Here is a 2,411-nt window from a genome sequence, read left to right as displayed (position 1 = left end):
CGTCGCGAGATCGGGGTCGCGCGCGAGCGCCCGTTCAAGGCGGGCATCGCGCCGCGCGAGCGCCGCGGCCGTCGCAAGCGCCACATCCTCCGCCGAGAGCGCGCCGTCGTCCTGCAGCCGCTGGAGCGCCTCGAGCAGCGCCGACGCGTCGCGCAGCGGCGACAGGCCGCGGCAGAGCCGGCGCAGTTCCGCATCGACGGCGGCGGCCTGCGGACCGAGGCAAGGACCGGCGAACGCGAGCAGCGCGCGTACGCGGCGCAGGCATTTGCGCGCTTCGTGCACGCCGTCGTGGCGCGCCTCGCCCTGGTCTCCGAGCTGCCGTTCCGCGCGCCGCAGCTGGGCCAGGCCGAACGCACGCAGCGCGGCGCCCGGCCGCCGCGGAGCGGCCGGTTCCGGCGACATCGCGGCGAGTTCGACGCTGTCGTTCATGGGCACCACCTTGGGCGCGCACTCTACGCGGCGGCGTCCATGCCGGCCATGACGCCGATCAACCTGCCGCGGCCGCAGCAGTCTTTTCACACGACAGCGCGGTGCCGCCGGCTCACAATAGGCGGGCCGCGGCGACCTGAGCCGCGGTACTGCAGCGGCCGGACCGCCAGTCCGTACCGGCGCCGCGGTCCGATGCGTCCGGGAGGCCCGTATGACCAACGACGAACTCCGCCGGCATGTCGCGCGCATCCTGCAGATCGCCGACGTGCAGCTCGACGGTCCGCGCCCCTGGGACCTGCAGGTCCACGACGAAGGCTTCTACGCGCGCGTGCTGACGACCGGTTCGCTCGGCCTCGGCGAGTCCTACATGGACGGCGACTGGGATACGCCGATGCTGGACCAGCTGCTGTTCCACCTGCTCGCGGCGCGGCTGGACCGCCACGTGCACACCTGGCGCGACGCCTGGGTGCTGGTCCGCGCGCGCCTGTTCAACCGGCAGGACCGGCGCCGCGCGTTCGAGGTCGGCCGGCGCCACTACGACCTCGGCAACGATCTCTACCGCGCCATGCTCGGCCGCCATCTCGTCTACAGCTGCGGCTACTGGCGCGAGGCCGGCGATCTCGACGCGGCGCAGGAAGCCAAGCTCGACCTGGTCTGCCGCAAGCTCCAGCTGCGGCCCGGCCTGCGCGTGCTCGACATCGGCTGCGGCTGGGGCGAGGCGCTGAAGTTCGCGGCCGAACGCTACGGCGTCAGCGGCGTCGGCGTGACGGTATCGGCCGAGCAGGCGGATTTCGCGCGCGCGCTCTGCCGCGGCCTGCCCGTGGAGATCCGCCTGCAGGACTATCGCGATCTCGACGAGCGCTTCGACGCGGTGTTCTCGCTCGGCATGTTCGAGCACGTCGGCGTGAAGAACTACCGCACCTATTTCGAAGTCGCGCGGCGCTGCGTAGCCGAAGACGGGCTGTTCCTGCTGCACAGCATCGGCACGAACGTGTCGACCGTCGCGACCGACCCGTGGATAGACAAGTACATCTTTCCCAATTCCATGCTGCCGTCGGCCGCGCAGATCACGGCCGCGTCAGAAGGCCTGTTCGTGCTCGAGGACTGGCACAACTTCGGCGCCGACTACGAGCGCACGCTGAACGCCTGGCGCGACAACGTCGAACGCGCCTGGCCGCAGCTCGACGCGCGCTACGACGAGCGCTTCCGGCGCATGTGGCGCTACTACCTCGCCGCGTCGATCGCGGTGTTCCGCGCGCGTCAGGCCCAGCTCTGGCAGCTCGTGCTGTCGCCCGAAGGCGTGCGCGGCGGCTACGTTGCGCCGCGCTGAGCCGGCCCCAGGCACTTCCGCGCGGCTGCGTCTCCACGTCCGCTTCATGCCGCTGAACGCGTGGCTAGCGACGCGTCGCGGACACCGCGGAATTTCACCGGCTTTCACGCCGGCGGTGCGACTCTGGCCCGCACGCCGCCGGTGCGGCGGCCATTGGAGAGGAGCCCGCCATGAAACCGATCCGCCTGCTGTTCGTGATGGCCGCCGCGCTCGGCGCGGCCACTGCCGCCAATGCGCGCGACCACCGCCGCGACCGTGACGACAATCCGCCGGGCCCGGCCGGCGGTCCCGGCACGAACTGGGAAAACCCGCCGGGCTGGCGCGGCGGCCCGGGCGCTTCGCCGGACTACCGCTACTTCCGCCACGGCAAGCACCGCTATCGCTTCGAACACCGCAGCGACGGCTACTACTACAACGCCGAATACGGCTACTGGCATCCGCGCTACGGTCTCTGGGTGCAGTCGCGGCGCTGCTGGCTCGACCTCGACGACAACCCGCCGGGTCCGGCCGGCGGTCCCGGCACGAACTGGGAGAACCCGCCGGGTCCGGCCGGCGGTCCGGGCGCGAGTCCCGACCGCTTCGGCCGTTGCCGCTGACGGTTCGCGGCGCGGCGCGCGATGCGCCGCGCCGCCGGGCCCCCGAGGTCGGGCGT

General features: G+C 72.4%; 3 protein-coding genes. 2 read left to right on the top strand and 1 reads right to left on the bottom strand.

Going from position 1 to position 2,411, the window contains the following annotated elements; genetic code table 11:
• Window positions 1-429, bottom strand: a 429-nt coding sequence (locus tag NON22_RS23130; RefSeq protein WP_257389344.1) for a CHAD domain-containing protein, incomplete at its 3' end; no start/stop codon positions are given.
• 136 nt (window positions 430-565) lie between these two features.
• Between NON22_RS23130 and cfa the strand changes: the two genes are divergently transcribed.
• Window positions 566-1,759, top strand: a complete 1,194-nt coding sequence (gene cfa, locus NON22_RS23125; protein WP_257389345.1) for a cyclopropane fatty acyl phospholipid synthase — start codon at window positions 566-568, stop codon at window positions 1,757-1,759.
• Between the two features lie 170 nt (window positions 1,760-1,929).
• The gene (locus tag NON22_RS23120) at window positions 1,930-2,355 is read left to right on the top strand and encodes a hypothetical protein (protein ID WP_257389343.1); all 426 of its coding nucleotides are present in this window, start codon (window positions 1,930-1,932) and stop codon (window positions 2,353-2,355) included.
• Window positions 2,356-2,411 lie beyond the last annotated feature (56 nt).

The organism is Tahibacter caeni (assembly GCF_024609805.1).
Taxonomy (GTDB): Bacteria; Pseudomonadota; Gammaproteobacteria; order Xanthomonadales; family Rhodanobacteraceae; genus Tahibacter; species Tahibacter caeni.
Note: the sequence above shows the minus strand (reverse complement) of the source record. Positions and strands in the feature narration are given on the sequence as shown.